This is a genomic window from Alteromonas infernus, assembly GCF_902705815.1.
In genome coordinates this window covers 161,033-185,223 of record NZ_CACSIG010000075.1, presented here as the reverse complement: position 1 = coordinate 185,223, position 24,191 = coordinate 161,033, and the positions used below count along the sequence as shown (strand labels likewise).

General features: G+C 44.3%; 16 protein-coding genes. 10 read left to right on the top strand and 6 right to left on the bottom strand.

Features of this window, described 5'->3' with window-relative positions:
* Window positions 1-94: 94 nt before the first annotated feature.
* The gene (locus ACX5J7_RS17860; RefSeq protein ID WP_474116188.1) at window positions 95-751 is read right to left on the bottom strand and encodes a crotonase/enoyl-CoA hydratase family protein; all 657 of its coding nucleotides are present in this window, start codon (window positions 749-751) and stop codon (window positions 95-97) included.
* Window positions 752-1,042: 291 nt separating this feature from the next.
* Here ACX5J7_RS17860 and ACX5J7_RS17855 point away from each other — a divergent pair, with 291 nt between their 5' ends.
* The 8 genes from ACX5J7_RS17855 (at window position 1,043) to ACX5J7_RS17820 (ending at window position 9,399) form a co-directional block, all read left to right on the top strand.
* Window positions 1,043-1,828 (top strand): TrmH family RNA methyltransferase, encoded by a 786-nt coding sequence (locus tag ACX5J7_RS17855; protein WP_462835430.1) that lies wholly within the window; start codon window positions 1,043-1,045, stop codon window positions 1,826-1,828.
* A gap of 38 nt (window positions 1,829-1,866) precedes the next feature.
* Window positions 1,867-2,865, top strand: coding sequence for a ribosome biogenesis GTPase YlqF (ylqF, locus tag ACX5J7_RS17850; RefSeq protein WP_015067695.1), 999 nt, complete (start codon window positions 1,867-1,869; stop codon window positions 2,863-2,865).
* 132 nt (window positions 2,866-2,997) lie between these two features.
* The gene (locus ACX5J7_RS17845) at window positions 2,998-5,271 is read left to right on the top strand and encodes a galactose oxidase early set domain-containing protein (RefSeq protein WP_498707747.1); all 2,274 of its coding nucleotides are present in this window, start codon (window positions 2,998-3,000) and stop codon (window positions 5,269-5,271) included.
* Between the two features lie 11 nt (window positions 5,272-5,282).
* Complete coding sequence (locus ACX5J7_RS17840) at window positions 5,283-6,188, top strand: hypothetical protein (RefSeq protein WP_023559812.1); 906 nt, start codon at window positions 5,283-5,285, stop codon at window positions 6,186-6,188.
* A 109-nt stretch (window positions 6,189-6,297) separates the two neighbouring features.
* On the top strand, window positions 6,298-6,840 hold the full coding sequence (locus ACX5J7_RS17835; RefSeq protein ID WP_023559811.1) for a WbuC family cupin fold metalloprotein: 543 nt from the start codon (window positions 6,298-6,300) through the stop codon (window positions 6,838-6,840).
* A gap of 390 nt (window positions 6,841-7,230) precedes the next feature.
* Window positions 7,231-7,452 (top strand): helix-turn-helix domain-containing protein, encoded by a 222-nt coding sequence (locus ACX5J7_RS17830; protein WP_014950268.1) that lies wholly within the window; start codon window positions 7,231-7,233, stop codon window positions 7,450-7,452.
* A gap of 111 nt (window positions 7,453-7,563) precedes the next feature.
* Window positions 7,564-8,193 carry a uracil phosphoribosyltransferase gene (gene upp, locus ACX5J7_RS17825; protein WP_015067689.1) on the top strand — a complete coding sequence of 210 codons (630 nt, stop codon included), beginning with the start codon at window positions 7,564-7,566 and terminating at the stop codon, window positions 8,191-8,193.
* A gap of 180 nt (window positions 8,194-8,373) precedes the next feature.
* Window positions 8,374-9,399 carry a LacI family DNA-binding transcriptional regulator gene (locus ACX5J7_RS17820; protein ID WP_474376076.1) on the top strand — a complete coding sequence of 342 codons (1,026 nt, stop codon included), beginning with the start codon at window positions 8,374-8,376 and terminating at the stop codon, window positions 9,397-9,399.
* Between the two features lie 234 nt (window positions 9,400-9,633).
* On the opposite strand, the gene ACX5J7_RS17815 is transcribed toward ACX5J7_RS17820, so the two are convergent.
* The 3 genes from ACX5J7_RS17815 to ACX5J7_RS17805 all read right to left on the bottom strand — a co-directional run bounded on the left by ACX5J7_RS17815 (window position 9,634) and on the right by ACX5J7_RS17805 (window position 15,354).
* Window positions 9,634-12,537, bottom strand: coding sequence for a TonB-dependent receptor (locus ACX5J7_RS17815; protein WP_498707745.1), 2,904 nt, complete (start codon window positions 12,535-12,537; stop codon window positions 9,634-9,636).
* Window positions 12,538-12,838: 301 nt separating this feature from the next.
* Window positions 12,839-13,420, bottom strand: coding sequence for a thymidine kinase (locus ACX5J7_RS17810; protein ID WP_015067686.1), 582 nt, complete (start codon window positions 13,418-13,420; stop codon window positions 12,839-12,841).
* A gap of 5 nt (window positions 13,421-13,425) precedes the next feature.
* On the bottom strand, window positions 13,426-15,354 hold the full coding sequence (locus tag ACX5J7_RS17805; protein WP_498707744.1) for a putative bifunctional diguanylate cyclase/phosphodiesterase: 1,929 nt from the start codon (window positions 15,352-15,354) through the stop codon (window positions 13,426-13,428).
* A 550-nt stretch (window positions 15,355-15,904) separates the two neighbouring features.
* Here ACX5J7_RS17805 and ACX5J7_RS17800 point away from each other — a divergent pair.
* Window positions 15,905-18,415, top strand: coding sequence for a TonB-dependent receptor (locus ACX5J7_RS17800; protein WP_498707743.1), 2,511 nt, complete (start codon window positions 15,905-15,907; stop codon window positions 18,413-18,415).
* Window positions 18,416-18,496: 81 nt separating this feature from the next.
* Here the strand turns inward: ACX5J7_RS17800 and ACX5J7_RS17795 are convergent, their stop codons facing one another.
* Both ACX5J7_RS17795 and ACX5J7_RS17790 read right to left on the bottom strand, forming a co-directional pair.
* Entirely contained in the window at window positions 18,497-19,237 is a 741-nt protein-coding gene (locus ACX5J7_RS17795) for a transporter substrate-binding domain-containing protein (protein WP_498707742.1), read from the bottom strand.
* 149 nt (window positions 19,238-19,386) lie between these two features.
* Window positions 19,387-21,636: an acyl-CoA dehydrogenase gene (locus ACX5J7_RS17790; protein WP_474369630.1), complete on the bottom strand. Its 2,250-nt coding sequence runs from the start codon at window positions 21,634-21,636 to the stop codon at window positions 19,387-19,389.
* A 259-nt stretch (window positions 21,637-21,895) separates the two neighbouring features.
* On the opposite strand from ACX5J7_RS17790, the gene ACX5J7_RS17785 reads away from it, so the two are divergent.
* Window positions 21,896-24,190: an efflux RND transporter permease subunit gene (locus tag ACX5J7_RS17785; protein ID WP_474376071.1), complete on the top strand. Its 2,295-nt coding sequence runs from the start codon at window positions 21,896-21,898 to the stop codon at window positions 24,188-24,190.
* Window position 24,191 lies beyond the last annotated feature (1 nt).

Genomic DNA, 24,191 nt, shown 5'->3' with positions numbered 1-24,191 from the left:
ACGTTATCAACATTAACGCGCATTTCGAATGCTGGGCCCTTTGCTCACCTTGCTATTTAAAGGTTTTTTGTTCAACCGGTGGTATCTTCTTACGTTAGCCTTTCATTTTTTCTAAGGTTTCTTTTCGCAGCTGAAGTTTAGATGCTGCGAATGCTTGGGAAGGCAGCATTTTAAGTTGTTCCGCGTATCCCATAGCCGTTGCTAACACTTTTTCTTGTGGCACAGCTACATCTAAAAAGCCCGCTTTCACCGCTTCGTTACCTTGATAAATACGAGAGAAAAGTAGCGCTTCGGTTTGGCTCGTGTTAGCAAGCCTTGCTTTGGCGAGTTCCATACCAAAAGGCGGTAGTACCATACCGATAGCCGTCTCGTTAAGGCCGTATTTCGTATCCGCATCTTTACCTATGCGTAAGTCTGACGCCATAAGCATAATAGCGCCCATTGCGATACTGTGGCCTTCTGCAGCAACAATAACCGGTATTGGAAAGCTATAGAGGCGTACAATTAAATCAGCCCCTTTCGATACAAGCTCGTGTTGTTTTTCTTTGTCCCCAGACTTCATAACTGATAAGTCGAACCCGCCGCAGAACTTGCCTTCACCGCCATGCAGTACAACGGCTTTCGCGTTTTTTTCTGCTTCATCAAGGGCATTGTTGAATTGCTCAATAAGGGTAAAGCCAACTGCATTAACTTTTCCGTCATCAAACGTAATGACTGCAATATCGTTATTAATCGCTAAATTAAACGCCATGGTATGTCCTGTTACTTTCTAAGTAGGGGAAGTCAAAACTTCAATGTACGTCACACTGCATTCGGTGCAACTTTCTAGCAGTGATTGTAGGTAATTGATATTTATTATGATAGTGCTTTGTTGCTCATTATGGGGATAACTAATTTTAACCAGAGCAAGCGAAGTAATTATTTTTTTCCTATGACTAGCCAAAAGCCTGTCCCTTTTTACGCTATTAAAACGACTTGCTGCTTTGCGTTTTTCGCTGCATACCTTACACTTGCGCCGAAAGTTAAGAAAAGGGTTGTGATAATGAAACTAAGTGATGTGAAGAAGCTTCATCAGAAGAAATATAGAAACCAGTTTGGCTTCTATTTGGTGGAGGGGGAGCACTTAGTTTTGGAGTTGCTTAAAGTGAGTGATGACGACCACGGCTTTTTTAACGACATTACGCTTTACGCGACGACTGAATATGAGTCTTGGATAAGCCAAAATAGCGATATTTCCCGTGCTAATATTAAGGTACAGATCGTATCTTCTCAGCAAATGCAGCAACTCAGCGACACAACATCGCCTCAAGGAATCATTGCTCGGGTACCGTTGCCTAAAACCACAACAAGCACTTCAGATTTTAAAACTGCTATCAGCGAACAAGCGAAGTCTTCACAGAGCAAGTATATTTATCTTTATGAAGTGCAAGACCCAGGTAACTTAGGCACTATTTTAAGAACCCTAGCTTGGTTTGATAACTTCACGTTATTGCTTAGTCCCAATAGCGTAGATCCCTTTAATTCTAAAGTGGTGCGGTCCAGCATGGGCGCTATCTTTCATGTAAATATGGAGCTTAACGTTCCGTTAGATACGCTAAGCGAACGCTTTGAGCGCTTTGCTTTTTTAGACATGAATGGGGCTAATATCAAAACCAAAGGTTTTAAAGACTTTCAGTGCTACCTGTTTGGCAATGAAGCGCGAGGTGTACCTAGTGAATCATTAAGGCAATTAAACGCAACAGCCTTTACCATTTCTGGAAGTGGTAACATTGACTCATTAAACTTAGCCAGCGCCGTTAATATTTGCGCTTACGAGCTAAGGCGCTAAGTTCAGCGCCTACTACACGTTTACGATAGGAATTAACCATGGCATTACAATGGTTCCCTGGGCACATGCACAAAGCCCTTAAAGAAATAAAAGAGTCACTTAATCAAGTTGATATTCTTATTGAAGTATTGGATGCGCGAATTCCTTATTCGAGCGAAAACCCCGAGATTGCCAAAATTCGGGGCGACAAGCCGTGTATCAAAATTCTTAATAAATACGACTTGGCAGACCCAGAATTAACCGCCCTATGGCAAGAAAGCCTCGAAAAAGAACGGGGGGTTAAAACCATAACCACATCGAGTGACAACCCGGGTAATAGCAAGCAACTCATGCAGTTGATTCGCAGTATTTGTTCCTATAAAGAAGGCCAGCCAAAAGCGATAAAAGCAATGATCACGGGTATTCCAAACGTAGGAAAGTCCACACTGATTAATATCCTTGCAGATCGAATAATTGCGAAAACAGGTAATGAACCCGCCGTAACGAAAAGTCAGCAACGCATCAATTTAGGCAGCGGCATTATTTTATTCGATACCCCAGGGGTACTGTGGCCTAAACTAGAAAACCCGAACTCTATATATCGATTAGCTTCATCTGGCGCGGTAAAAAATACTGCTATGGAATATGACGATGTTGGCTTTTTTGCTGCCGACTATCTAATTAAAGCCTACCCAGAAGTAATGAAAGAGCGTTTCAAGCTAGACGAGCTTCCTTCAACTGAAATTGAGTTTTTAGAAGCAGCGGCAAAAACGCGTGGTGCTATCGCTTCGGGGGGACGGGTTAATTTACATAAAATCTGTGAGATCCTTCTTAAGGAGTTGCAGTCTGGTAAGCTTGGTCGGGTCACCTTAGAAACGCCAGAAATGCTAATTTGTGAAAAAGAAGAAATGGCTAAGGCTGCCGCTAAAAAAGCCGAGGCAAAAGCAAAAAGAAAAGAGAAGTTCAAAACTGGCTCTCTAACGCCTGACAAAAAAGATAGAAAAGAAAAGCGCGAGGAAAAGCGCCAAGAACAAAGCCGCAGAATGCGTAAAAAATAAGAAATTAAAAAAACTTTTAATTTTTGCATCTAAGCATCTTTCTTATACGTTTGGTTAACGTGCTGTTAACATTTTTTAGGGCGCCGCCCTTAAGTTAGCAGTGCGTACACTCAACAAGAATAGGATGCCATCATGCAAAAACGTCCGTTATTTTTACCTACACTCACCTTACTCTCTTTAAGTATCGCCTCACAATTTGCCATTGCCGATCGCAACAAGGGCAAAGTACCCATTGTGACGCCCGAATGCTCAAACATTGAAGTCTGCAAACAAAAAGGGGTTTTTACGGACCCGTTTGAAGAGCCACTCGTATCGGGCGAATTTCCCGACCAAAACAACACCAATATAACCAACCCGATAAACAATTACCCTGACAATGGGAAATGTGAGGAGAACGAGGATGGTGTACTGAAGTGTAAACCTGCCGCAGGGAGTCTTGCGCTTTTAAACGATGGTCGTGTGCTCTATTTCAATGCGTTAGAAGGTACCGAAAATGTTGAATACAACGCACTGCTAGAAATTGGTTCAGCAATAATCAACGACCAAACTCGCGTTCTTACCATGAAAAATGACAATGCGAGTTGGATTGCTCCCTCGCCGGTAGATGCAGGCGCAAACCCAGATGGTAATGATTCAGAAACCATTATTGGGGATATTACCGGCCTGTTAGGTACGAGTTTGCCAGTAGACTTGAATACCGACGATGACCGAACTAATAACGATGGTGCGTTATTTTGCGCAGACCTAGTAGGCTTACCTAACGGTGAACTTATGGCAGTGGGCGGTACAGATTACTACCATGAACCTGGGGTTAATACCAGCTTACTAGGAGAGCCAATTAATTTTGGTTTATCTGAATTAGAAGGCCTTAAAAACAGCCGCATTTTTAATCCAGAAGATAACAGCTGGCGCAAAACTGGGGACATGAACTTTGGACGTTGGTATCCCAGCGCCTTGTCTCTGGCTAACGGCAATGTATTGGTAGCCAGTGGTGTAACTAAACTCGTGAAGCCCGTTTATTTAACGCGGCCTGAGACTTCAGGTAGAAACGTAACGGTGACTGAAACCTACGATACCTCGTGCGGAGAATGGACTGACAACGGGCCGCTAGCAGAGCGTTCACTACCGCTATACCCAAGGCTTCATCTATTGCCAAACGGGCACGTGTTTTACAATGGTGGCGGGCAAGCGTTTAATCCTTTTGGGCAAAGTTATGACCAAGCCTTATGGAATATTGTTGCGGCATATGATCCCTCTTCAAAGACGTGGGCAGATTTAGGCTTCGCTGGACTACCTCTCCACCTTAATGAAGCGGGTATAAGCGACTTGGCAAGTTTCCTAAACGTTACCAATACGCAATCAGACACCTCACTTAATGGCTTACTTACGGGGCTCACTGAAGAGTTTATTGCTAACCCGTTTGATGCATTGGCACCTGTTATCGACGACCCCTATCGATTGGCCGATGTACAATCGCTATTGGGCGCTGGCTTTAGAGGTTCTACGTTCTCAATGATGCTGCCGCTAACGCCAGACAGCGAAGGAAAGTACAGTAAAGCCGAGTTTCTTACCGCGGGGGGAGTGTTGACCGGTGTGGCTGCTACTAGCCCAGGGTTATATGTAGGCACTAACTTGGCGCGTATAGACTCGGTCACGATTGACGGCGAAAAAATGCTTTATGATTCACGTTCTACAGGCAGCCTTACGCAAGGACGTTGGTACGGTACGGGCGTATTGTTGCCGACTGGAGAGGTGCTCGTTGTATCCGGTGCTGATAGAGATGAGGTTGTGTTACCTGGTTCAGGTAAGCCCATACTAAAAGCTGAGATATTTGACCCAGAAACGGAAACCTTTAAGCAGGTCGCAGAACAAAATAGGCCGCGTACGTACCACAACTCTGCAGCGCTTCTTCCCGACGGAAGCGTGTTAATTGGGGGGCATGCTCCGATTAACACCGCGTATGCGTATAGTGTTACCTTGCCAGGCTTCTCACCGAACGACGGCAGAGATCCTTCCTTTGAAATTTACAAACCTGCTTATATGTTTGGCGAGCGCCCTGCAATTGGTAAAAAGAACAAAACAGTTTCGGTGGGCGAACACTTCCGTATTGGGTTAAAAAACGTTGACGAAGTATCGGCGGCAATGAACGCCAAGATAGAGTCGGCGGTGTTAATAAGAAGAACTAACATTACCCACCTTATCGACGGTGACCAGCGCAGCGTTATATTGCCTATCGTGCGCCACAACACCAACAGCATAGTGCTTGAAATGCCTTCACAACAAGCGGTAGTGCCGCCGGGTGATTATATGTTGTTTGTTAATGCACGCGACGAGGAGGGGAACTTGGTACCGTCAGCTTCTAAAGCCATCACAGTAATGGGTGAACTTTCGGCAATGTGCCAATAGGGGAGGTTAATATGTATACACGTATTATTGCTTTTATCGCGTTAACAAGCGTTGCTAGCGTTTTATCGGCTAATGCTTTTGCCCATGGCGCTTCTGCTGTTGCCGGAGAGTGGCTTCCGGTAATTGATAAGGAAATAACAAACGACACATCCATTTTATCCCAAGTTCAAAGCTCGCCTTTAGGCAACGAAATACTCGTGCAGTTTACGGGTGAAGGAAAGGTAGAAGTGCTCGGGGATGATAATGAACCCTTTATTCGTATCACCAAGGCTGGCGTATATGCTAATTGGGATCACCCCATGTGGTTTAAGGTGCAAACCGCAGGTCCGAGACCTTTGCCTGAATGGGTAACAGACGGAAAGCTAGAGTCTAAGTGGACATTAGTGAGCGATAAAAACTATTACGGCTGGTATGACAAACGCTTAGAAAAGACTGACGAACACTCGGATCATTGGAAGATTGCGTTAGCGGTAAACGGTGAACGTAGTGATATTGTTGGATACTTCAAATCGTTGGCGCCACCTAATGAACGGGTTTTGGTTACGGTTGACCGCGACTCTGCACCGATAGCAGACCTATCAGCTATGGTTATTCCAGGCGCTGAAAGCGCTATTAGAGTGAGTTACAGTGGCGATCATCATATGGTGGTACTTGATGAGTACGACGTGCCAATGATTCGTTTCAGCCCGAACGGAGTAGAAGTGAATACACAGAGTAAAGGTTGGCAACAGCTTGGCCGAGCGCCTTTAAATGGCAGTTCTAAGTGGGTGAAACTGTCTTCGCAAGCCGCCTATACGTGGCCAGACAGCCGTCTTAACAAAAGTGAGCAAGCGGGCTGGAAAATTCCTGTCTTTTGCCACCAAGATAAGAAGGTGAAGTTCATTCAAGGAGGATGGGTCGAAATAGCTAGCCTCTAAGCTTGTAACTTTGCTATTGCAACAGTAACTTAAGCGATAGGTTTTTATAGAAGGCTGGGAAGCTAAGCTCGCAGCCCGCCTATCGCTTATTACAAGTTTTCGGGAGGAAATGTTGGCCAATAATGAAGACGTTACTTCAAAGCAAAGCGCTGTTGAACGAATGGGGATAAAGCGGTTTGATAAAACGCTGTTTGAAAACCTAAAAGCCCAGGCTGACAGAAGTTCCCGTCGTCGCGCTCATTTAAATGTACACAATAACTATCAAGATCCCGTTCAGCGACTCTTTATCGCGATGATGCCCGATTCATATGTAAGGCCACACCGACATACTCAGCCGCATAAGTGGGAATTTTTTATGGTACTCGATGGTGAACTCGACCTTATTTTTTTCGACGAACAGGGGCGTTGCGAGCAAAGAATTAGCTTATGTGCGAATGGTGAAACCAGCGGCGTGGAAATTCCGCCAAACGTGTGGCATGCAACCACCTGCCATAGCCCTGTTGTCTTTATGGAAGTTAAGCAGGGACCCTATGAGGTTACCGATGATAAGGGCTTCGCCCCATGGTCACCCGAGGAGGGGAGTGCATTAGTCCCAGATTTTCTCGCGCGAGTAAAACAGGTAAGGGAAGACGAGTATCTTGATGATAAGTAAAGGATTTAGCTCTTATGCTAAAGGTTCAATAACACAAGCATATAGGCACTTTCCTTTTTGGAAAGTCATTGCTATTGCTTATGGACATGCTATGGTTAAGGATAAATGTACGCGGTAAATAGGCAAGTTCAGCGCCGATATATCGTATAGACATCCTAAAACGCTTAGTCACGGCATAGGGCCGGACCGACAAGCGCATCGTGAAAAGAGAATTATTATGCAAAACGTTACAACGGTTTATTTTTATAATTTTAATTACTGATTGCACCTGACCATCGGTGTTCAGGGGCAGTATTGGCTTCTGGGCACAGCAGGTAGAACGTTTTGCAAAAGCCCAGAAGGTATCACCATCTGGGCTTTTTTAATGCCCGTAATTCTCGGTAAGAAACAATGAAAGAAATCACATTAGGTGACATTAGAAAGCAGCATAGAGTTAAACAAGAAGTCGTAGCGATGGCGTTGTCGGTAACCGCATCGGGCGTAAGCAAGTTAGAATCAAAGCGTATTCAAGACGTCTCTCTTCAGCGCGCGGCCGCCTATTTGGCTGCTGTGGGCGGTAATATGAAGATTGAGGTAACCATGCCTGATGGCGCTACCCTACAAGTAGGGTAGCGGTAGTGAGCGTGAGGTATTTCATTGAATAAACATATTTTCACGACTAATCGCTTTAACTAAAATATACCTTGGGTAAAATATAGCTAAATCGATTAAAAGGAGTCTCACATGGCCGTTCACGAAATAACTCACCCGCTCATTGCGCATAAACTCGGGCTTATGCGACATGGTAATATTAGTAGTAAGGACTTTCGCGAACTCGCATCTGAAGTAGGAAACCTTCTTACCTATGAAGCAACGCGAACACTACCTACCGAACGGGCAACCATTAAAAGCTGGTCTGGCGACGATGTGGAAGTGCGGCAGATCAAAGGTAAAAAAATTACGGTTGTGCCCATTCTTCGTGCCGGCCTAGGTATGCTTGAAGGTGTACTTGAGCTTATCCCCAATGCAAAAATCAGCGTTGTTGGGCTTTATCGCGATGAAGAAACGCTTCAGCCGGTGGCTTACTTCGACAAGGTGGTGAAAAACATTGATGAACGTACGGCGCTTATTGTTGACCCTATGCTTGCTACAGGTGGCACCTTAATTGCGACCATAGACTTACTTAAGAAAAAAGGGTGTACCAAAATAATGGGGCTTTTTCTTGTAGCCGCTCCCGAAGGAATTAAAGCGGTTGTTGATGCTCACCCTGATGTTGATATTTTCACGGCAGCCGTAGACGAACGCTTGAACGAAAAAGGCTACATTTTGCCGGGGTTAGGTGATGCTGGTGATAAGATTTTTGGAACGCGCTAATGGCGATTTTTTCTAAATATTAAGCTGTACAGTATTTCTTAACACAACCTACTAATAGGACGTTAAAAATTATAAGTTAAACGTTTAAGATAGTGTTATAGTGAAGGGTAGTCGCAGCGTATGCTTTCTACCCTTTTTTTATAAGTAAGGGTATTAAGTTCGTTAAGAGAGCTAATAATAATGAATAAAACAAAACTGACCCTTAAAGATGTTGCCGAGCAGCTGGGCGTCTCGACAGCAACAATCTCAAATGCTTTTAATCGCCCCGATCAATTATCGAAAGCGAAGCGCGAAGAAATATTAGCGCGGTGTCAAAAAATAGGATACAGCGGGCCGAATAAAGCGGCGCAAATCCTTAGAAAAGGCACGTCAAACATAGTGGCTTTGGTGCTCGCTGACAGTATTTCTTATATGGTAAGTGACCCCGTAGCGAGTACGTTTATCAAAGGCGTATCTTCTGCGCTACAAGAGAACAATAAACACTTACTCTTATATGCCGGAGACTCAGACAGCATCCTTGATGTTGTAGACTTTGTTGATGGCTTTATCTGCTATGGTCAGCCACGCAATTCCAATTTGGTAAAAGAGTTAGCCGCGTTAACAAAGCCTGTCGTCACAGTGGATTTTGATTTAGAGAAAAAGCCATCAATTAATATCGACAATGAAGAGGCTGCATATCGCGTCGCGCACCACGCGCTAAACGAAGGCGATAGTATTGCCATTCTTGGTCTGCGCCTCATTGATTCACCTTCGACTTGCCGTATTTACGATAACCCGCTTATTGATGTTGAAAGCTCAATTGCACACCGCCGTCTAGATGGTTACTTAAAGGCCGCAGAAGAAAAGAACGTCAACGTGAGCAATGATCGTATCTGGCATCTGCCGGAAAGTGATCGTCACTTTGCTAGACAAGCAGCCAAAGAGGTGTTGATGAGTTCACCACGTCCTAATGTAGTGCTGTGCATGAGTGACATCATTGCCTTAGAGCTCCTGCATATGGCGCTTGAAATGGGCATAAAAGTGCCACAAGAACTTAAGATTACTGGCTTCGATGGTATAGAGGAAGCTGAGCGCGCTCGACCAAGCCTTACTACTGTGTGCCAATCAAGCTCTGAAAAAGGCGTTCAAGCAACAAAAGCGCTGCTTGAAAACCTTGAGGCCAAAACTACATTGCCGTTTGAACTAAGAACTGGTGAAACGGTATAAGTCTCTAGCGTCGTTTATGTTGCAGCCTGCTTTTTAGTTCACAGCGATTAAAGAAGGTAGCGAGGTTGTCTCTTCAAAGCGCTCCTCTCGTGCTTTTAATGGGGTAGGTTGATTAGGTGCTGGTGGCGTCAGTATAGACGCTTCAAAATAGAAAAATTGAGAATCACTGTCTCAATAGTTGTGGGCCGCTACTAAGTCTTGGCATAGTAACGGCACCACGTATTTCTGTAACTCCTAATAAAATGCGTAGTTTAAATTGAGCATATAAGAAGGGCCAAACTCTCGGCGCAACGTAACGATTCCATTACCATCAATGGTTTCTTCTTTTTCGTCGGTAAGATTCACCCCTTGTAGTGAGACTCTTAAGCCTGCTAAGTATTCCATGCCGCTGTCAGCAAAGTCATAACTGATTTGCGCATCTACCTGCGTTACGGCGTCACGGGTAGCCGCTTCAATTTTATTAGAGCCGCCACGCTGATACGTTAAAAATTCAGAACGATCGGTTGCTGCAACCCTGAATTCAAAACCATTCATTTCGTAATACGCGGTAATACTGTAAGTATTGTCAGATTGACCTGGAATAGCGGTGCCGTCTTCAAGTTCTGCGTCTAAAATCGTGGCAGATGCTGCAATGCCAAATCCATCTAATGCGTCGGCGAGCATTCGCAAAGGAATATTGGCAGTTAGCTCAATCCCTTTCATTTCACCTTCAAGGCCATCTTCGAAGAAAGAGTAAAAGCCTTGATCAGGAGGCGTAACTAAGTCTCCTACCTCGTATGGCGTATCCTCAGGGCCGTAGTTGCCCGCTACGTCAATAATCCTATCGTGAAAGCCTGGAATGAAATAGTTTGCGCCATCATTCGTTGCATCATTAGTAAAATCAATAAGTTGGTTGCCGTCGCGGGTCCAATTAACTAAATCTTTATAGAAGAGCGCAACGGACACATAGCCTTCGCCGTCAAAATAGTTTTCAAACGATATATCGAAATTATTTGCCTCTAATGGGCGAAGGGTTGGGTTTCCTGAGAATTTAGACCAAGGCGATCCATACGCTTCTACCGCAGCTTCAGTATTAGGTGTGGCAATAAGTTCTATATTTTGGTCGAATTTCACAAAGCCCGACGCTTTCATCTGGTCGATACGGGCGCGGCTAATGGTTTTTGAAGCACCGAATCGCAAGTAGCGATTTTCGTTAAGCTCGACGCTAACGTTAAGGCTTGGTAAAAAGTGAGAGTAGTCGTCTCCGTCAGTAATGATGCAGCCTGCATCAACAACTTGGTTACCATCGTCGTCACACACCGCAAAGTTGTCACCAACGATACCGATGAAGCCGGTTGAACTTTGGTCTGTTTGAACATATTGAGCACCCACATTACCTTTGACATTGAAGCCCTGGACCTCTGTTTCGAAATCGAGCTGGGCGTAAAGCGTGGTCACTTCTTCGTCAATGGTGTAGCTATCACCTAATCGGTCTGGCTCTAGAAGGCCCGCATCATTTAAGGTGTATTCGCCGTCGTTATAAGGGGCAAAGCCGTCGTAAGCGACAACGTACCCCATACCTGCCCATGTAAGGTCGGTTAAACCGTTGTATAGATATTGAGATGGAATAGCCTCGGAGAATGGGTAAGACGACGCGGTTGCAAAAAAGCCTTTATTATCTTTTGCTTTGCTTCGGTCGCTGTAGTTAACGCCCGCGGTAAGTGTATTGAAGATACCCCAGTCAACATAGCCTACAGCTTCAAAGCGTGCCGTAGTTAACTCTTCTTCAAAGTCAGCAAAATTTAAGAAGCCATCTTGTGCGTTGAAGTAACTGTAAGGCTGACCGTTTGCCTGTAAAACATCAGAGGCAAACTGGTCGGCAATATTTGCCATTCCGCCACCCCATACTTGCGGCCCCGCTAACTGCAATAGTGCGGGATCTGAAAATGCATCAAGGCCACTGCTATCAGTAAAATAAATGCCATCGGCACTCATTTGAAATTGGCGCGAACCCAGTTCGTCGTTGGTAAGCGCGCCAGAGCGTGCTAAACCTGCATAAGATTCCCCGCGCAAATCTCGTTTGCTTGATTCACTATCGGCTACATCAAGCGAAACTGACCAGTCGTCGTTAACATCATATCTAATATTCAAGCCAAAAGTTTGAAGTTCACCGTCTTTTTGCGCAGGGTCAGTACGCAAAACCGGGTTGGCGTTAATTTGTGTGCCTGTGCTATTAACGCCACTACCACTTACGTTCGCCGCTGCAAAGGGTTCGATAAACCCGCGGATAACACCTGAGTCTGAATAATCGATATCGAGTGCATCAAACACGATATCTAATCTATCTGTCGGTCGCCATTGGAGTATGGCTGAAATGGTATCTCGTTCAAGCACGCGGCTTATGGCCTGGGTGTCGAGCCCAAAGGGAAGTATTTGACCGTCATCGTTTTCACCGTAACCCCATACGCCGTATTTTCTTTCATTTCTGGGTGACTCTGTCGACGCTATGGCGAGGGCTAGGCCAACGGTGTCATCGGCAAATTTTTCAACAAAAGACAGAGCGAAGCGGTTGCCACTGTTATCAAATTCAGGGTTATCTGAATCATTACCACCAAGTTCGTATACGCCGGTAACGGTAAGGGTTTCTTGTGCAGCTAACGGACGCACGGTTTGCAAATCTACAGTACCACCAATACCTTGGACGATAAGCGATGCATCTGACGTTTTATAGATGGTTGCGCCGGTCATGATTTCGGCAGGATAAAGGTCATATTCAACGCCGCGATTATCACCTATACCGATTAGCTCTCGCCCATTAAGAGAGGTACCCGTAAAATCTTCTTTGAATCCGCGAACCGAAATACCTGACGTTCTGCCGCCCACACGTTCACCGGATAAGCCTGGCAAGCGAGCAAGTGATTCTGCAATCGATGAGTCGGGTAATTTACCGATATCTTCCGCTGATATGGCCTCTACTATCGAGTCATTATCCATTTTTACAGCCTGCGCTCGCATCAACGAGCCTCGAATACCGGAAACTTGAATAACTTCCACCTCTGCATCTTCGGATGTCTCTTGTGCGCTTACGGCGCCGCTATGCAAAGCTGCTGTGATGGAAAGCGCAATTAACGCTGGTTTAAATGTATCAGAGTGCGTCATGTGTGTGTCCTTGCTGAGCATGTTAACCAAAAGTTTATTATTTACAGCAGTTTAACAGTAGTCGGTGTTTGCACTTGGCGCAAGTATTTCTTAATGCTTTAAGTCAGGTCTGTGTCGCGCGCTTTTATAAGAAAACTAGATGGGGTGTTGTGAAAGGCTTGTTAAAGCGTTAGCTCTATTACGTCGCTTTTGGGACTATCAACAATTGGTCTAAGTTGAAAAAAATTTAGATGACGTAGGCTAAAAGGTTATTAGCCTACGAAAGAAGATTTAAAATAAGTATACTTACTTAAAAGTATGTTTACTCATCCCAAACTAGCGCTTTAAAATGTTTTCTGCACATAGACTCGTACGTGTCATTACCGCCAATTTGAACTTGGTCGCCATTTTTAACTGCATTACCATTTTCATCTAACCTGACTACAAAGTTAGCTTTTCGGCCGCAATGACAAACGGTTTTCAATTCGAACAGTTTATCAGCCCAAGCAAGCAGGTAATGGCTGCCTTCAAAGGTTTCCCCTAAAAAGTCAGTTCTCAGGCCGTAAGCAAGTACTGGAACGTCCAATTCATCGACTGCTTCTACAAGCTGCCTGACTTGCGCCTTTGTTAAAAACTGTGCTTCATCTATAAACACACAATCCGGTTTACGCTTTTCACAGTCTAGTCGAATTGACGTGAACAGGTCGTCGTCTTTCGAATACAGCTTGGCGTCGGCCTGTAGCCCAATTCGAGAGGTGACTTTCCCCACACCGTAACGGTCGTCTAGCGCTGCAGTGTATATGATAGAGTGCATACCGCGTTCGCGATAGTTGTATGCTGATTGAAGAAGTGATGTCGATTTCCCCGCGTTCATCGCAGAGTAGTAAAAATAAAGTTGCGCCATGGTGGTTAGTAGTTTTCGTTATACCAAGAAATAAAATCGTGAGCATTCATAGGTTTGGCGAAGTAAAAACCTTGCAAATAGTCGGTACCGAGGCGGGCGAGGTGCTGCCTTTGCTCGTCGGTCTCTATACCCTCTGCTATGGTTTTACAGCCAAACTCTTTTGCCATTAAAAGTGTAGCCCGTATTATGGTATCACTCTCTTCAGAGCTATTCTGTACAAAAGAGCGATCTATTTTTATAAAGTCAAATGGTATCGACTGAAGTCGGCTTAACGAAGAATACCCAGTACCAAAATCGTCAATAGATATCTTTACATTGCGCTTAACAAGGTCGCTTACTCTTCTGCTCACGACATTCTTATCGATGGCAAATACACTTTCAGTTACCTCTAAATGCAGTCGCTCTGGTGATACTTTCGTAGATAAGAGGGCATTGTCTAGTGATTTGAAAAAACTGTCGTCGAGCAGCTGTGCGACCGATACATTAACCGATATTGCTAACTCTTGATTAAGCTGCCAGTGAGATAAGTCGATAAGTGCTCTGTTCAATACCCACGCACCAATCTCTGGCATCAAGCCGCTTCGTTCAGCAAGTGGTATAAAAACGGTGGGAGGAATCTTCTCGTTGTCACATGTCCACCGTAACAGTGCCTCAACCGACGATAGCGCGTTAGTGCTAACGTCAATAATAGGCTGATAATGAACCGCAAGCTCTCCTTTATCTATCGCAGAGCGAAGGCGCTCGCATAAACGCTGCTCTATTTTTATCTCTTTGTGCAAGGCTTCACTAAACACGCCTATTGACCCACGGTGCTTTCGCTTTTGGTCATACATAGTGAGATCGGCTTGCTGTATTAAAGCTAAGGCGGTATCTCCATGGTCGGGGAACATGGCAATACCAATGGTCGCATCTAGCGTTATTTGATTGTCGTTTGCAACAATAGGAACGGTAACGCCGCTTCGCATGGCATGTGCAACGGCTTTTGCCGTGTCTACGTTGGCGTAGGGAATGACAGCAACAAATTCGTCACCGCCCCAACGTCCTAAGTGATTGTCTTCGGTATAGTTACGCAGCCGTTTGGCAATCTCTGCTAGCACGATATCACCTATTTTGTGACCTAGGCTGTCATTTACCTGTTTAAAACCGTCTAAATCAATAAAAAGAACGGCTAGCGAGTTTTCCAGTGCGCGAGTGGTATCGATAAGTTTATTTAAGTGCTTTAAAAAACCATTTCTGTTAAGTAAGTCAGTGAGGGGATCTCTGTTTGAAAGTCGGTAAAGCTCCGCCGTTCTGCGCTCCACCTCTGCTTCAAGGTTTATATTTGAGGCATCGAGTTTTTGATTAGAGGCAATAAGTAACTGATTAACTTTTTCGGTTTCACTACGTTCAACTTTCATTTGCTCCACTAAACTATTGTTTTTAGCTTTGAGGTGCAACGTGTTAATAAAAAACTTGTGGTAGCGAAATGCGCTGGTAAAGATGCCAAACCAAAAGACCAGCCCAAGAACCCCTAAAATAAAAAACTTCTCGCTTTCATCGAGAAGAGCGCATAAAGACATAGGCACGAGTAGGGCGGTAGAATAAAAGCCTACCAAGTTTTTATTAGGTGAAAGAACGGTCCCGGCGCCACCCGCCATAGCAGCCAGTACCACCATGGTTGCCGCCAGTTCAATGGTAGACATGGCGTCGTAAACGCTAACAGAGTAAATCGCCCACAAGCTGCCGGTGACATATAAGCCAGCAGCAAATCGTATTAACGCTGGACGTGGGCGGTAAGCTCTGCCTGCTAGGTTTATTCGCCAATAAATCGAATCTATTAACCGCGCAAGGCAAACGCCTACCATAATTACCCATAGCTGGAACTTTTGGTGAAACGCAGCGGGGGATTCACTTTCAAAGAAAAAGACAAGGCCAGAAAAGGCAAATATAGTCATCAAAAAAACCGACGAAACTGTTGCCTATTAACATGTCTGTGGTGTCGCGTTCTATTTCAACCTTAGGGATTGATTCGTGATTAGTGTTCAATCAGTGTAACCTTCGGACATTTTGATGCCGTTCCATTTTATTTACTTCAGAACTCTCGCTAGGGCAAACACGTGACCTTTGAGTGCCTACCTGTTACTTAGCATAGGCTAAATATAGTACGTTTTCTGTGTTTGAATGTGTATGGGACCATAGTTCAAATTGGTTTATCGAAATTAGCATGCGTTTATTTGCCATCATTAATTCTTCTTAATCGATAATGAAGAAGCCGCTAGCATCGTATTACTCTTTACTAAACAAGCATTTTACTTTTATTTTTGTTACCGCAGAGTTGCGCTAAATCAATTAATACAATAAAAGTTTTTCACAGGATGTTTACAATGTTGTTTTTTTGTTATAGATTCTTAATCGATTAAGTATGTTTGTGTTGCCACCAACCCTAGTAGTTAGGAGAAGCGGCTACTTAGGATTTAACAACTCCAACACATTGCCGGAGAAAATATGAAAAAACATCACACACTCAACGCACTGACACTTGCCGTTTGTACTGCGCTTTCTGGGTCAGTTATCGCTCAAGACGCTGCGACAGCAGATTCTGAAGCCAAATCTAAAGAAAAATTTGAGCAAATCGTGGTAACTGCAGCGCCAGGCGGTGCGACTATGCAGGAAGCTAGTGTATCGGTTAGCGCATTTGACGAAGAAGATATTTTAAAGCTTGCTCCTCGCTCTACTGCTGAAGTATTTCGTGCGCTTCCTGGTATCCGCGCAGAGTCATCTGGTGGTGGCGGTAATGCAAACATCACCATCCGTGGTATTCCGCTAGCTACAGGTGGTTCTAAATTCTTGCAAATTCACGAAGATGGCTTGCCTGTTTTAGAGTACGGTGACATCAACTTCGGTAATGCTGACAACTTTTTACGTTACGACTGGTCGGTAGCTAACGTAGAAGCAGTGCGCGGTGGTTCTGCATCTACGTTTGCGAGTAACTCACCAGGTGGTGTTATCAACTTAATCAGTAATACTGGTGAAGTTGGCGGCGGTGCTATCGGTACTTCGTTCGGTGTTGATTACGAAGAGTTCCGCTTAGACTTCCGCTACGGCGGTGAAATCAACGACGATCTTTACTACCACATCGCTGGTTTTGCCCGCGGCGGCGAAGGCCCTCGTGAGACGGGATATAACGGTGATCAAGGTGGCCAAGTTAAATTCAACATCACTAAGATGTTAGATAACGGTCATATCCGTTTCTTCTATAAAAATCTTGATGACAAAGTTTCAACATACTTACCTTCACCTGTACTAGTAAAAGGTGACGGCGAGTACGGCCCTGTGCCAGGGTATGATGCAAGCTCACAAGCACTAAACTCTGCATACAACACAAATATTTCTACTTTTGACAGCTATGGCAACCCTGAGAACCGTGATGTTCGTGACGGCATCGAGTCAAAAGTAAACGCATTTGGCGTAGAGGTTGATTTAGAAGTTGCTGAAAACCTGTTCTTGTTAAACAAGTTCCGTATTTCAGATATCTCGGGTGGCTTTATCGCGCCATTCACCGACGGTTTCCCAGCAGGCCCAGGTGACGTATCAAACTTCGCTTCAGCGCTTTGTAGTGGTGCAACAGATGGCGATGGAAACGCGCTTAACTGTGATAGCACCAGCGTTGTACTTGCTAACGGCCCAGGCGCAGGTGAGACTTACACCGGTCAGGCGTTCACAAACTTGCAGTTTGATACGCGCATTAATGACTTAGGTAACATGATTAACGACTTTAGCTTGCGTAAAGAGTTTGATAACGGTATCGACCTAACTGTGGGTTACTACTACTCAAACCAAGATATCGCGACAAGCTGGTCTAGCTGGCAGACATTTATCCAAACCCTTGATGGTAACAATTCACAGTTGCTAACTATCACTGACGCAGATGGCGTTGAGCTTGTGTCAGATGGTTTACTGTCTGCAAGTTTCCTTTCTTGGGAATGGGATTTAAATTACGTAACGAAAGCCCCTTACATGAACGTTGGTTTCGAGCTGTCTGATAACATCTTGATTGATGCGTCGGTACGTCACGATACAACAGAAGCCTCGGGTGAGCTAATTAGTTCATGCTGTGGTGGTAATGCGGACTTTGACTTAAACGGTAACGGGGTTATTGAGCAAATTGAAGATGCATCGGCAACGAACAGTGGCTTTATCAGTGGCGGCGTGATTAACCTTAACCGCGCTGGCGCAGCATCACAAATCGTAGATTACAGTGCTAACAATACGTCTTACTCTATTGGTGGCTCTTACTTGCTAAGCGATAGCCAAACCTTCTTTGCTCGTTACTCAAAAGGTGGCCGTGCTATTGCTGACCGTCTACTGCAAATTGGCGGTACGTTGAATGCTGACGGTAGCCTAACCAGTACAACGTCGGGTTACGATACAACCAAACAGTTTGAAATTGGCTACAAGTACGGTACGTCAGACCTAATGATTAACGCAACGTTATTCGATACGGTTACAGAAGATACCCAAGCAGAAGTAACCAGCGGCCTTACGTTCATGCGCGAGTACGAAGCGACTGGTCTTGAATTTGAAGGTCGTTGGAATGCAACGGATAACTTCGTAATGTCAGGTAACCTTACGTGGACCGATGCTGAAATTAGCGACGATGTGAATAATCCAGCGCTAGTAGGGAACACGCCTCGCCGTCAAGCCGACTGGATTTGGACAATCACACCTGAGTACGTAACTGACACATGGTCTGTTGGTGCATCACTACAAGGCTCTACAGAGTACTATGTACAGGATAACAACGACCTTAAACAAGAAGGCTATACCCTTGTTAACCTGTTTGCTACTTATTGGGTTAATGATCAGTTCTCGGTTTCACTTAACATGAACAATGCAACTGATGAATTTATCATCACTGAGTCAGAAGAAGGTTCAGCGGAAGTAGGTAGTTATGTTCGTGCTCGCCCTCTAAACGGCCGTACAACAGTACTATCACTTAAGTACATGTTCGACTAATATCGAGTGATTCAGCGTAAAGACGCGCTGATACGCAGAGATTAAAAATGCCCACATTCTATGTGGGCAATTTTTTTTATTTTATTCAGTTTCTTCAGTGTCTAATAATGCAAGCTGCTTGGCTATAGACGCCGACAAATCATCGACCAAATGGGCGTGCTTTTTGTTGATTACGTGTACTAATTCGTGCTTAACAAGCGGAATATACTCAATGCCTGACTGTTCAAAAATCGCTTTTTCAGAGAAGTCACTGGGCATAATGGCATAATCAAAGCGACCACTGAGTAATAAACCAATAACATGATTAAAGTCATCAAACTCAAAGATATTCGCATTCAACTCGCCCGGTTTGGCGCGCATATTAATAAAAAAGCGGGTGGTTGCAGCAATGGCCTTATCAGGGTTTTGAATGATGTCTTTATTACATTCTGCCCCGCGAATACATAAAAGAAACGATGCTCCGTGAGAGAGTGCCGGCGGTACAATCACAATATTGTTATCCGCTTGACTCACAACATCATAGCGAATGACATCCGCATCTGTCATGCCTTCGTTTAGTAGACGGAGACCTCTTTCACCCCCTACAGTTTCAAACACTATTTCAATACCAATATCGCGATAAGCTCTTTCGATAAGCGGCTTATAAAAACTATTAACCCGGGGATGATTGAGATGTCCTACAACGTATTTTTCCTTATGACTTACTTCATGGCTTAGCGTGCCGGGCTCAGCAATGACTTCTGCATGTGATAGGGGAGAGAGTGGTAAAAGAAAAATTAAGTGTAGAACACCTTTTTTGAGAGTTGTGAGTGTTGTCTCCACTACCTAAACCTTTGAATAAGAATATTTCGATAGCCTAATGGTAGAGCAGAAACTATACAATATAAAGAGGGGGGACTTCTTGTAAATAAAAAAGCCCCATCGAAGGATGGGGCTTTACAGGTATATAACGCTAGGTCTTAACTCGGCGTTTATGCCGCGCTTTGACCGCCGTCAATCGCTTTAAGCGTTTGTGATGCAGGAACAAGTTCCATATCAAACGTGTATTCGTCAACGCGAACCGCTAACTTACGCTTTTCATTATAGTCGTGAAGCTTAGCCGCCTCATCAGCGGTAACCACGCCTTTTTCTTGAAGCTTATTAAGCGCATGTTCAAATGAGATGAACGGCACAACAGGCTCTTTGCGCAGTGCTTTTTGCACTTTACCAAGAAGGTGCGCAACCGCGTGCTTCGCTTTAAACGCTTGCTCATTAATATCGTTACCGTCTCCAGGGCATACGCGAACAAGGTGCGTAAGCTGGTCTTTCACGCTGTTATCTTGCATAGATGCAATTGAAAGCTCACGTACTAGGTCGTCGCTAATACCTGCAACACTATTGGTGTAAGTGTTGGTAAGTAGGCGCATTAGACCACGTGTTGCTGTGTTCGGGAAATTGTTGATGAAGTTAACAATTGCCTGATCAGCTTGTTGTAAAGACCATTGCATAGCGTACTCGAAGTACGGTAGTGCAAGTTTTCTATCTTCAATACGCTGCTCGTAGAAACGAATCGCAGCCATTGCACCGTATAGGTAGCTCATTACGTCACCTAGACGTGCAGATAAAAGCTCGGCTTTCTTAAGGTCACCGCCTAGTACCGCTAGCGACAAGTCAGCCAGTGGTGCTAGCTTCGCTGAGATGCTGTTTACACGCTTTTCGTACTTGCGTACTTCAGGTAGTGCAGACTCACTCTCGCGTAGGAAAGGAAGATAGCCTTTACCTAGGCTGCGGAACGCATTTTTAACACTAAAGCCAACTGTTTTACGAAGTACCTTGTTGAACTCAGCATCCGCAGAACTCTCGTTGCTGTGGATTAGGTCAACCATATCTTTCAGGTAAGGGTGACAACGCATTGCACCTTGACCGAAGATCATAAGGTTACGGGTTAGAATGTTTGCACCTTCTACCGTAATCGCAATTGGAAGTGCAGAGTAACCGCCGGCCAACGTATTTTGAGGTCCGCGCTGAATCGCTTTACCTGCTTGGATATCCATTGCCGAGTTCATCACGTCACGACCAAGTTCAGTCATGTGGTATTTGGCAATAGCCGTAACAACAGATGGCTTGACGCCTAGGCCTAAGCCTTCAGTTGTTAGTACACGCATTGCTTCGAGTAAGAATGTCTTACCTGCAATGTCAGCCATTTTCTCTTGAATACCTTCGAAGCGACCAATGGGAAGGCCAAACTGCTCACGTACGAATGAATACTCAACCGTGCCTTTAAACGCAGCCTGTGCGGTAGCTACACCCATTGCTGGAAGTGAAATACCACGACCTGCACCTAGGCAGCTAACCAGCATCTGCCAGCCACGACCGATGTTCTTCTGACCACCAATGATAAAGTCCATTGGAATGAACACGTCTTGACCACGAGTAGTACCGTTGTAGAAACGCACACCCATTGGGTCGTGGCGGTTACCTAGCTCAACACCTGGGTGAGACTTAGGTAGAAGGGCACAAGTAATGCCTAGCTCTAGCTTGTCGCCAAGAAGTTGGTCTGGATCGAATACTTTAAATGCAAGGCCAAGTACGGTTGCAATCGGAGCAAGCGTGATATAGCGCTTGTCCCAGCTTACGCGAAGACCAAGTACTTCTTCACCGTTAAACTCGCCTTTAGTCACGATTGCCGCGTCAGGGATAGCACCTGCGTCTGAACCTGCCTCTGGGCTTGTTAGTGCAAAGCACGGAATATCGCGGCCATCAGCAAGACGTGGTAACCAGTAGTCTTGTTGCTCTGACGTACCGTAATGCATTAGAAGCTCGCCCGGACCTAATGAATTAGGCACCATAACCGTTACAGCGATTGCGCCGCTTTTCGCTGCGATTGTTGCAACGATTGTCGAATTTGCATACGGGCTGAACTCAAGACCACCAAATTTCTTTGGAATGATCATAGAGAAGAAACGGTTCTTACCTAGAAAATCTAACACTTCCTGAGGAATGTGCTTGCCGTTACCTAGTTCGAAGTCATCGATCATGTTCAGTAGCTCAGCTACTGGACCATCCATGAATGCTTGTTCATCTGCGCTCAGTTTTGCCTGAGGGATATCGCGTAACGCCTGCATGTCAGGCTTACCCTGATAAATAGAAGATTCAATCCACACGTCACCCGCGTCTAGGGCTTCTTGTTCTGTGACTGAAATTGGGGGTAATACTTTTTTTAAGCTAGTTCTGATACTCATAATAACTCATCCGCTCATCTGACCAGTTGTGTTAGTAGATACTACAACAATTTCACAAAAGATCAAAAGTAATTGATTCAATTAAGATTAATAACTGTTAATGTTCTTTTATATCAATAGGATATATTTTTTTTAAAAGCTAAGAGCCTTAGAGCGTGCAGGTCTTACTAAATTATCTTGGTAATTAAATGAATGAGTCAGTTATGTTAATTCCTTTTTTAAATGTAGAATTTACTTATACAAAACGAAGGACATTGTGATGACTCACAACTCTAATCGCCCGCCATTTGCTATTAAATCTCCTGTTTTTACAGTTATTTTGGTTCTGTTGCTAACTGTTACTTCTCTCATCGGCGCAAAGAATCTATATTTCCGGGGGGATTACAAGGTTTTTTTTGAACCAGATGACCCGCAAAGAATGGCATTCGAAGAAATGCAAAATATTTTCAATAAAAGCGAAAATGTTGCTTTTATGGTTGTTCCTGATGACGGTGAGGTATTAAAGTCTTCTACACTTAATTTGGTGGTAGAACTTACTGAAGAAGCATGGCAGCTTCCGCTATCGACAAGAGTTGAATCGATATCAAATTATCAGTACACCTATGATGACGGTGGCGACCTCATCGTCGAGGATTTAATTTCTATCGAGAGCCTTGCCGATGTAGATCTTTCGAATATTGGCCAAGTTCTTTCTGATAGCCCAGAAGTTTATGGCCGATTAATTTCCAAGGACAGAGATGTTACGGTAATTGATACTACAATTCAGTTACCTGACGGAGACCAAACCAAAGAAGTTATCGAAATTGCTGCTGTAGCGAAAGAGATGAAACGGCAATTTGAAGAAAAATACCCTCAGCACAAAATTTATCTCAATGGCATGGTAGTAATGAACGACGCGTTTGCTGTCGCTGCTCAAGAAGATGCAGAGACATTGATACCATTGATGTTTCTTCTTATTTTCATTGCGATTATGTTAATTGTTAAATCGCTTTGGGCTGCAGTATTTACACTCATAATTGTTATGGTCTCAGTCGCAATTACCATTGGGGTAACTGGCTGGTTCAGCGTTTATTTAAGCACGGCAACGGTAAATGTGCCGACAATGATTACAACGCTTGCGGTTGCAGATTGCATCCATATTATCGTTGGAGTTAAGTATTTTCTTGGGCAAGGATTTGCTAATAAAGAGGCGATTCAAAAAAGTATTGAAGTAAACAAAAAGCCGATATTTATTACGAGCATAACAACAGCAATCGGTTTCATAATGCTTAACTTTTCAGCTGTGCCTGTTCTCTCTCACCTGGGAAATATGACAGCCTTTGGTGTAATGCTGGCCTGTGTCTTTTCGCTAACTCTACTACCGTCATTGCTGACGTTTCGCCCGCTGAAATCTGCGACTGCGGTAAACAACTCATTATTTACCCGTTGGGCGGCTGTAATCAATCGCCAATATCGTTTGTTACTGCCTTTGTCGCTTTTTGTTATTGTCGCTATAAGCTTATTTGCAATGAATAATGTGTTAAACGATGTAGCGGTGAAATACTTTGATGAGCGCAGTACCTTTAGGCAAGCGGTTGAAGTAAACGAAGAAAAACTTGGCGGTATGTCGAATATAGATTTCGTAATATACACGGATAAGTCATACGGTATTACTGAGCCCCAGTTTCTAAATGAAATTGAAGCATTTACGGACTGGCTGCGGGCAAGAGATGAGGTTAACCATGTGCTAACATTTACCGATACGCTGAAAAGGCTTAATCGGAACATGAATGGAGATAACGCAGAGTTCGCAGTAATTCCTTCTGACGGTGATCTCGCGTCTCAGTATTTGTTGTTGTATGAAATGTCTTTGCCGTTTGGATTGGACTTAGGTAACCAAATTGACATTGATAAGTCGGCGCTTCGCGTCATTGCTGTCACAGATAATTTGGGAAGTCGCGATATCACGGCACTAGAAAGAGATGCTAAAACCTTTTTTCACAGTCGCTCTACTGATTATCGTATCGAGGCAGCGAGCCCGCCATTGATGTTCGCTCATATTGGTGAACGCAATATGAAGAATATGGTATGGGGAAGTGTATTTGCGCTGGTACTCATTTCAATACTCATATTATTCGCATTGAAGTCGATAAAGTTAGGCGGGATAAGCCTAGTAACAAATTTATTGCCTGCGGCCATTGGGTTCGGTGTTTGGGGCATGATTTCAGGTGAAATAAATATGGCTCTGTCAGTGGTTATAAGTATGACAATGGGTATTATTGTAGATGACACTGTCCACTTCTTAACCAAGTATCAGGTGGCTAAGTCAAATAGCCTATCGGCAAAAGAAAGTGTCGTTTATGCTTTCGAGACTGTGGGGATGGCGCTTACGACAACAACAGTGGTGCTTATCATCGGATTTGCTGTGTTAGCATCTTCGAGCTTTGTTCTCAATGCCCATATGGGGCTTTTAACAATCATTATTATCTTGGCTGCGCTGCTCGTCGATTTTATTTTTTTACCTGCGTTACTGGCGTGGGTTGGAGACTCGAAGACAGTCCAAAAGGAATCTTAAT

Coding starts and splice junctions, on each gene's coding strand:
- ACX5J7_RS17860 (WP_474116188.1), bottom strand. CDS start 751: ATGGCGTTTAATTTAGCGATTAATAACGATATTGCAGTCATTACGTTT.
- ACX5J7_RS17855 (WP_462835430.1), top strand. CDS start 1,043: ATGAAACTAAGTGATGTGAAGAAGCTTCATCAGAAGAAATATAGAAAC.
- ylqF (WP_015067695.1), top strand. CDS start 1,867: ATGGCATTACAATGGTTCCCTGGGCACATGCACAAAGCCCTTAAAGAA.
- ACX5J7_RS17845 (WP_498707747.1), top strand. CDS start 2,998: ATGCAAAAACGTCCGTTATTTTTACCTACACTCACCTTACTCTCTTTA.
- ACX5J7_RS17840 (WP_023559812.1), top strand. CDS start 5,283: ATGTATACACGTATTATTGCTTTTATCGCGTTAACAAGCGTTGCTAGC.
- ACX5J7_RS17835 (WP_023559811.1), top strand. CDS start 6,298: ATGTTGGCCAATAATGAAGACGTTACTTCAAAGCAAAGCGCTGTTGAA.
- ACX5J7_RS17830 (WP_014950268.1), top strand. CDS start 7,231: ATGAAAGAAATCACATTAGGTGACATTAGAAAGCAGCATAGAGTTAAA.
- upp (WP_015067689.1), top strand. CDS start 7,564: ATGGCCGTTCACGAAATAACTCACCCGCTCATTGCGCATAAACTCGGG.
- ACX5J7_RS17820 (WP_474376076.1), top strand. CDS start 8,374: ATGAATAAAACAAAACTGACCCTTAAAGATGTTGCCGAGCAGCTGGGC.
- ACX5J7_RS17815 (WP_498707745.1), bottom strand. CDS start 12,537: ATGACGCACTCTGATACATTTAAACCAGCGTTAATTGCGCTTTCCATC.
- ACX5J7_RS17810 (WP_015067686.1), bottom strand. CDS start 13,420: ATGGCGCAACTTTATTTTTACTACTCTGCGATGAACGCGGGGAAATCG.
- ACX5J7_RS17805 (WP_498707744.1), bottom strand. CDS start 15,354: ATGACTATATTTGCCTTTTCTGGCCTTGTCTTTTTCTTTGAAAGTGAA.
- ACX5J7_RS17800 (WP_498707743.1), top strand. CDS start 15,905: ATGAAAAAACATCACACACTCAACGCACTGACACTTGCCGTTTGTACT.
- ACX5J7_RS17790 (WP_474369630.1), bottom strand. CDS start 21,636: ATGAGTATCAGAACTAGCTTAAAAAAAGTATTACCCCCAATTTCAGTC.
- ACX5J7_RS17785 (WP_474376071.1), top strand. CDS start 21,896: ATGACTCACAACTCTAATCGCCCGCCATTTGCTATTAAATCTCCTGTT.